The organism is Nonomuraea sp. NPDC050328 (assembly GCF_044459405.1).
Classification (GTDB): domain Bacteria; phylum Actinomycetota; class Actinomycetes; order Streptosporangiales; family Streptosporangiaceae; genus Nonomuraea.
Map to the genome: position 1 here is coordinate 663,002 of NZ_JBITIW010000004.1, position 7,306 is coordinate 670,307.

4 protein-coding genes are annotated in these 7,306 nt (G+C 70.3%); 1 reads left to right on the forward strand and 3 read right to left on the reverse strand.

Features of this window, described 5'->3' with window-relative positions; all coding sequences use genetic code 11:
- Nucleotides 1-80: 80 nt before the first annotated feature.
- Nucleotides 81-1,376 carry a M28 family metallopeptidase gene (locus ACIBG7_RS19600; protein WP_397337121.1) on the reverse strand — a complete coding sequence of 432 codons (1,296 nt, stop codon included), beginning with the start codon at nt 1,374-1,376 and terminating at the stop codon, nt 81-83.
- A 151-nt stretch (nt 1,377-1,527) separates the two neighbouring features.
- On the opposite strand from ACIBG7_RS19600, the gene ACIBG7_RS19605 reads away from it, so the two are divergent.
- Nucleotides 1,528-3,966 carry a flippase-like domain-containing protein gene (locus ACIBG7_RS19605; RefSeq protein WP_397337122.1) on the forward strand — a complete coding sequence of 813 codons (2,439 nt, stop codon included), beginning with the start codon at nt 1,528-1,530 and terminating at the stop codon, nt 3,964-3,966.
- Here ACIBG7_RS19605 and mgrA read toward each other — a convergent pair.
- Entirely contained in the window at nt 3,935-4,957 is a 1,023-nt protein-coding gene (mgrA, locus tag ACIBG7_RS19610) for an L-glyceraldehyde 3-phosphate reductase (protein WP_357933669.1), read from the reverse strand. The two genes, ACIBG7_RS19605 and mgrA, sit on opposite strands and share 32 nt — an antisense overlap.
- Nucleotides 4,954-7,002, reverse strand: a complete 2,049-nt coding sequence (locus ACIBG7_RS19615; RefSeq protein ID WP_357933666.1) for a S9 family peptidase — start codon at nt 7,000-7,002, stop codon at nt 4,954-4,956. The genes mgrA and ACIBG7_RS19615 overlap by 4 nt, the downstream gene beginning before the upstream one ends.
- Nucleotides 7,003-7,306: the final 304 nt, after the last annotated feature.

Here is a 7,306-nt window from a genome sequence, read left to right on the forward strand (position 1 = left end):
GCTTGTTCCGAGAAACTATTGATTCCGGAACTTTTCTGGAAGGCCCGCACACGTTGCTTTCCCATCACGAAAGTGTGGTGTCAGGACCGCCAGGCGAGCTTCGCCAGCACCGCCGCGACCGCTTCCGCGCTGGTCCGCAGGGCCGTCCGGTTGACGTTGGCCAGCGAGTCGCAGGGCAGGTGGTAGCACTTGTCCAGTGGCTTGCCCGCCTCGCCGCCGAAGACCTTGGCCTCCGCGGCCGTCTTGTCGCTGTCCGCCCCGGTGAACAGCCCGCCCGCCGGGATGCCGACCTGGATGAACGGCCCGTAGTCGGAACGCCCGGAGAAGTCCGTCCCCTGGTACGGCAGGCCCTTCGCGGTGAACCAGCGCTCGAAGGCCCGCTCGATCCGCGCCGACCCCTTGGGCCCCGGACCCGCGCCCTCCTTGTCGGAGTCGTCGCCGTCGTAGATGCCGAAGGTCGGGTTCGGCGAGCCGATCATGTCCAGGTTGAGATACGCCTTGATCTTCTTGCGCGCGGCGTCGTCGAGCTGCATCACGTAGTGGATCGAGCCCAGCAGCCCCTCCTCCTCCGCGCCCCACCACGCGAAGCGGATCGCCCGGTCCGGCTTGGCCTTGGCCACCTGCTCGGCCAGCTCCAGGATCGCCGCGCTGCCCGAGGCGTTGTCGTTGATCCCCGGCCCGTCCGGCACCGAGTCCAGGTGCGCGCCGACCATGACGACCTTGTTCGCGTTGCCGGCCTTGGTCTGCGCGATCACGTTGTAGGTGACCCGCTGCTCGCTGGCCGTCCGGGTGACCACCCGCACCCGGCGCTGCGCGGCCACCTGCTTGCCGACCGCCGCGCTCACCCCGACCACGGGGATGGACTGCGGCGTCTCCAGGCTCCCGCCGAACGGCCCGCCCTGGTTCACGATCACCAGCGCCGAGGCGCCCGCCCGGCGCGCGTTCACCGCCTTGACCTGGAACGGGCAGGCTCCCCGCTGCACCACGGCCACCTGACCGGCGCGGAACTCGGCGAACGACCGCGGCAGGCACCCGTCGCCCGCCCGGCGCGGCCGCCCGCTCGCCCGGCCGGAGCCGGAGAAGACCAACGTGGAGACCTTCGGGAAAGCCTTCTTCCCCGACAGCTTCGCGGCGCTCAGTTCGCGGTAGAACGGAAAGACGAACGGCTGCAGCTCCACCTCGTACCCCGCGGCTCGCAGCCGGGCGGCGACGTAGTCGGCCGAGGCGTCGTAACCGGACTCCCCGGCGGCCCGGTTGCCGCCGTGCGCGTCGGCGATCGCCTGGAAGGCCTGGAGGTGGCTCATGACCTCGTCCACCGAGACCTCGACGGTTCCGGGCGTGGCAAGAGCGAGAGCGAGCAGGGCACGAGTGATCATGGGAAGAGTTTCGCCAAAGGTTCCGGGAATGCTGTGGAGGGCACGACCGACCTGGCCGACTCCTTACCCGGTGCCATGTCTGGAGTGACGGTTCGGGACACTGGAGGCGAAAGATCGCACTATCGCCAGCGGAAAGGGCAGAATCGCGTCGGTGGCCAACATCAGGGAACGTGCTGACACGGAGGATCTCGCGGAGGAGGATCCCGCCGTGGCCCAGTCGCGCGACGAACCGGCCGTCTTCGTGGTCGAGCCGCTGTTTCCGCAACGCCTGCGCCGGCCCTCGGACGCCCTGCGCTTCCTCGCCACGCTGCTCGCCCTCGCCGCGGTCATCCTGCTCTCGCTGGTCGCCAAGCAGACGCTCTACGGCCTCGAACAGGACGTCCTGACCGGAGCGGGCTTCGCGCCCGAGTTCCTCACCCGCATCGCCACCTTCCTCGGCGGCGCCGCCGTCCTCGGCGTGCCCGCGGCCTTCGCCGTCGAGCGGGTCTTCCACCGCGACGGCCTGCGCGTCGCCGAGGGCCTGATCGCCGCGATCATCGCGATGCTCGCCTCCTACCTGGTCGGCGAGTGGGTGCGCTCCCCGGCCGGCCCGCAGGACCTCGGCCGCCTGCTCACCGGCGGCCGCGACCTCGAACCGCTCAACACCCTGCTGACCTCGGTCATCGCCTACGCCACCGCCGTGCGCATCTCCCGGCGGCCGACCTGGCGCGCGCTCATGTGGACCGTGATCGCGCTCTTCCTGCTCTCCCTGTTCAGCGGCCGGGCCATCACCATCCCGAGCGCCCTGGTCACCGTCCTGTTCGGCATGGCCATGGGCTACGCCACCCTGTACGGCGTCGGCAGCCCCAACACCCGGCCGCCCGGCAACGCTGTGGTCACCGCGCTGCGCCGGCTGGCCTTCAAGCCCGTCGCCGCCCGCCGCATCGAGGACGACCACCAGGGCAGCCGCCGCTACGCCGTCGGGCTCAAGGGCGGCGGCAGCCTCGACGTCACCGTGCTCGACCGCGACCAGCAGGTGGCCGGCCTGCCGTACCGGCTGTGGCGGCGGATCTGGCTGAGCTCGGAGACCCGGCGGCGGGCCATCCGCTCGCTGCGCGCGGAACTGGAGCGCGAGGCGCTGATGGCCTACGCCGCGCAGGCCGCGGGCGCCTCGACCCCCCGGCTGCTGGCCACCAGCGAGATCGGCACCGAAGCCGCGCTGCTGGCCTACGAGCACCTCGACGCCCGCCCGCTCGACCTCCTCGACGACGAGGAGATCACCGACGAGCTGCTGCTGCGCATCTGGCGCCAGGTCCGGCTGCTGCAGCGCCAGCGGCTGGCGCACCGGCGGCTGACCGGCGACAGCATCCAGGTGGACGCCGACGGCGAGGTCATCCTGACCGACGCGCGCAGCGGCGAGATCGCCGCCGGCGACCTGCTGCTCCGCATCGACGTGGCGCAGTTGCTGACCTACCTCGGCCTGCGGGTCGGCGCCGAGCGCTCGGTCAAGGCCGCCCGCGAGATCATGGGCGAGGCTTCCCTGGCCGCCGCCATCCCGCTGCTGCAGAAGATCGCCCTGACCCGCGACACCCGCAGCGCGCTGGCCAAGAACAAGCAGCTCCTGACCGAGCTGCGCGACCAGATCGTGGTGCTGAAGCCGCAGGCGGCGGTGGAGGAGGTGCGGCTGGAGCGGTTCCGGCCCCGCACCCTGATCACCATCATCGCCACCGCCCTGGCCGCCTACATCGTGCTGCCGCAGCTCAGCCAGGTCGACGTCGGCCACGTGGTGACCACGGCCAACTGGGGCTGGGGCGCGCTCGCCCTGGGCGCCGCCTTCGTCTCGTTCGTCGCCGCCGCCCTGGTCATCATGGGCTTCGTCCCGGCGCGGCTGGGCTTCTGGCGGACCCTCCTGGTGCAGTTCGCCTCGTCGTTCGTCAAGCTGGTCGCCCCGGCGGCGGTCGGCGCGGTCGCGATCAACACCCGCTACCTGCAGAAGAGCGGCGTGCCGCCGACCCTGGCCCTGGCCAGCGTGGGCGCCTCCCAGCTCATCGGCCTGGTCTTCCACATCGCGCTGCTGCTCTTCTTCGCCTACGTGACCGGCACCAGCACGGCCACCTCGTTCACCCCGTCGCGCGGGCTGCTGCTCGTGCTGCTCTCGGTCGCCGTGCTCATCGTCATCGTGCTCGGCGTGCCGCCGCTGCGCCGCCTGGTGACCACCCGCACCCGCTCGCTGTTCACCAACGTGCTGCCGCGCCTGCTCGACGTGCTGCAGTCGCCGCGCAAGATGCTCGAAGGCTTCGGCGGCACGCTCCTGCTCACCATCGCCTTCGTGAGCTGCCTCGATGCCTGCGTGCGTGCCTTCGGCGGCGACATGAACTTCGCCGCCGTGGCCGTCGTCTTCCTGGCCGCCAACGCGATCGGCTCGGCCGCGCCCACACCTGGCGGTCTGGGCGCGGTCGAGGGCGCACTCATCGCCGGCCTGCGAGTGGCCGGCCTGGAAGTGGACGTCGCCACCTCAGCCGTGCTGCTCTACCGGTTGCTCACCTTCTGGCTCCCGGTGCTGCCCGGCTGGGCGGCCTTCACCTACCTGCAGCGGAACGCGGCCCTGTGAGCTTGTCGATCTCCGCCAGCTCGTCGTCGGTGAACGGCGGCCCGTCCACGCAGGCCACGTTCGCCGCGAGCTGCTCGGTGCTGCTCGCGCCGATCAGCACGCTGGTCACCCGCGCGTCGCGCAACGCCCAGCTCAGCGCCATCTGCGCCAGCGACTGACCCCGCTGCTGCGCGATCGCGTTGAGCGCGGTCGCCAGCTCCACGTCCACCTGGTTCTCCGACAGGAACCTGCTGGTCGCCGCCCGCGAGTCGGCCGGCACCCCCTTCAGGTAGCGGTCGGTCAGCAGGCCCTGGGCCAGCGGCGAGTAGACGATGCAGCCCATGCCCTCCTGCTCCAGGGTGTCGAGCAGGCCGTCCTCGATCCACCGGTTCACCATCGAGTACGACGGCTGGTGGATCAGCAGCGGCGTGCCCAGCTCGCGCATGATCCGCGCCGCCTGCGCGGTCTGCTCCGGGTCGTAGTTGGAGATCGCCGCGTACAGCGCCTTGCCGCTCCGGACCGCGTGGTCCAGCGCGCCCATCGTCTCCTCCAGCGGCGTCTCCGGGTCGGGACGGTGGCTGTAGAAGATGTCCACGTAGTCGAGGCCGAGCCGCCCGAGCGACTGGTCGAGGCTGGCCAGCACGTACTTGCGCGACCCCCACTCGCCGTACGGCCCCGGCCACATGTCGTAGCCCGCCTTCGTCGAGACGACGATCTCGTCGCGGTAGGGCGCGAAGTCCTCGCGGAAGATCCGGCCGAAGGTCTGCTCCGCCGAGCCGTACGGCACGCCGTAGTTGTTGGCCAGGTCGAAGTGGGTCACCCCGAGGTCGAACGCCTTGCGCAGGATGCCGCGGCTGGTGGCGATCGGCCGGTCGTCGCCGAAGTTGTGCCAGAGACCCAGGCTCACCGCGGGCAGCTTCAGCCCGCTGCGCCCGCTCCGGTTGTACGGCAGGCGTCCGTAGCGGTCGTCGGCGGCCTCGTAGCGGGTCGGCCCGCCGGGCGGTGGCTTCACTTGGTGCCCCTTTCGATGATCCACGACAGCGCGAAGGCCTCTTCGCGCCAGGAGTCGTACCGGCCGCTGCGGCCGCCGTGCCCGGCGCCCATCTCGGTCTTCAGCAGGAACGTGCCCTGCGCCGTGGCCCGCAGCCGCGCGATCCACTTGGCCGGCTCGTGGTAGAGCACGCGGGTGTCGTTCAGGCTGGTGATCGCCAGGATCGGCGGGTACGGCTTGGCCTCGATGTTCTCGTAGGGGGAGTACGACTTCATGTAGGCGTAGACGTCCGGGTCGTGCAGCGGGTCGCCCCACTCGTCCCACTCGATCACGGTCAGCGGCAGGCTCGGGTCGAGGATGGTGTTGAGCGCGTCCACGAACGGCACCTCGGCCACCACGCCGGCGAACTCCTCCGGAGCCAGGTTGGCCACCGCGCCCATCAGCAGCCCGCCCGCCGAACCGCCGCGCGCCACGATCCGGCTCGACCAGCCGCTCGCGTGCAGGTGCTTCGCCGCGGCCACGAAGTCGGTGAAGGTGTTGCGCTTGTGCAGCATCTTCCCCTCCTCGTACCAGCGCCGGCCCATCTCGCCGCCGCCGCGCACGTGCGCGACCGCGAAGACGAACCCGCGGTCCAGCAGGCTCAGCCTCGCCACCGAGAAGCCGGGGTCGATCGAGGTCTCGTAGCTGCCGTAGCCGTACAGCACCGTCGGCGCGCCCTTGGCGGTGCTCTTCCGCTTGACCAGCGAGATCGGGATGCGGGTGCCGTCCTCGGCGGTCGCCCACTCGCGGAACTGCTCGTAGTCGGCCGAGTCGTAGCCGCCCAGCACCGGCCGCTGCTTGAGCAGGATCAGCTCGCGCGTGGCCAGGTCGAAGTCGTAGACGCTCGGCGGGGTGACCATGCTGGTGTAGCTCAGCCGCAACCGCCCGGTCGAGAACTCCGGGTTGCCCGCCGGCCCGACGTCGTACAGCGGCTCGGGGAACTCGATCTGGTACGGCTCGCCACCGTTGGGCAGGATGCGGATGCCGGTCAGGCCGTCCTTGCGGAAGTGCACCACGGAGTGGGTCTCGAAGGCCTCGATCTCCATGAGCCGCGTGTCGTCGCGGTGCGGGATGAACGGCGTCCATGAGCCCGGGTCGTCGAGGGGCGCGGTGGCCACCTCGAAGTTCTCCGCGTTCTGGTTGTGCAGGACGAAGAAGTGGTCGCCGGCGTGCTCGACGCCGTACTCCACGCCGGTCTCGCGCGGCCGGACGACCTTGAACTCGCCGGTGGGGTCGGCCGCGTCCAGCAGCCGGACCTCACTGGTGATCTTGCTGCCGACGCCGAGCACCAGGTAGCGCTCGCTGCGGGTCAGGCCGATGCCGACCCAGAACCGCTCGTCCGGCTCCTCGAAGACCAGCACGTCGGGCTCGCTGCTGCCCAGGGTGTGCCGGTAGACCTGGAACGGCCGCCACGCGTCGTCCACGCGCGTGTAGAAGAAGACCGACCCGTCGGCCGACCACGCGCCGCCGTAGAAGACGTTCTCGATCTCGTCCGGCAGCACCTCGCCGGTCTCCAGGTTCTTGAACCGGAGGGTGAAGCGCTCGTCGCCCTTGAAGTCGGTTGAGTAGGCGAGCATCGTGCCGTCGGGCGTGACGGCGCTGGTGCCGACGGAGAAGAAGGCGCTCTCGCCGGCCAGCTCGTTGCCGTCGAGCAGCACCTGCTCGCCGGGGAGCCGCGTGCCGGGCTCGACCGCCGGCGGGGCCTCGCCCTCCGCGCGCACCCGGCAGGAGATGCCGTACTGCTTGCCCTCCTCGGTGCGGGAGAAGTACCACCACGCGCCCTTGCGGCTGGGCACGGACAGGTCGGTCTCGAGGGTGCGGCTCTTGATCTCCTGGAAGACCTGCTCCTGCAGCTCCTCGAGCTGGCCGGTCTCGGCCTTCAGGTAGGCGTTCTCGGCTTCCAGGTAGGCGATGGTGTCGGGGTCTTCCTTGTCACCGAGCCACGCGTACTCGTCGATCACGGTGTCGCCGTGATGGGTGCGGTCGGTCGGAACCCTCTTGGCCACTGGCGGCGTGTTGCTGCTCACATGGCGAGTCTAGGAGCCCGCGCCACGGGGATTCCGGGGCGGCGTCTCAGGAGTGCGTCACAAGTGGTCTTGAGCGCTGCTAATCTTTTCAAGCCGACGCAGTTCGGCGCCCTCCCTTGTAGCTCGCAGGTTCTGATGATCGGTTCGCGGACTGGTCAGAAGGCTGGTAAGTTAGAGGGGTTGCCCCGGAGACGGGGCGGTCTGAATTCCCGCAGATTTCGCCGGGCCGGTCAATTTGACTCGGAACGGACGGTCTGAAAGAATAAAGACACAACGAACGAAACGAAAAAGCGCCACCGGGCGG

Excerpts from the sequence above, each read along its gene's own strand:
- ACIBG7_RS19600 (WP_397337121.1), bottom strand. The coding sequence starts at position 1,376 with ATGATCACTCGTGCCCTGCTCGCTCTCGCTCTTGCCACGCCCGGAACC.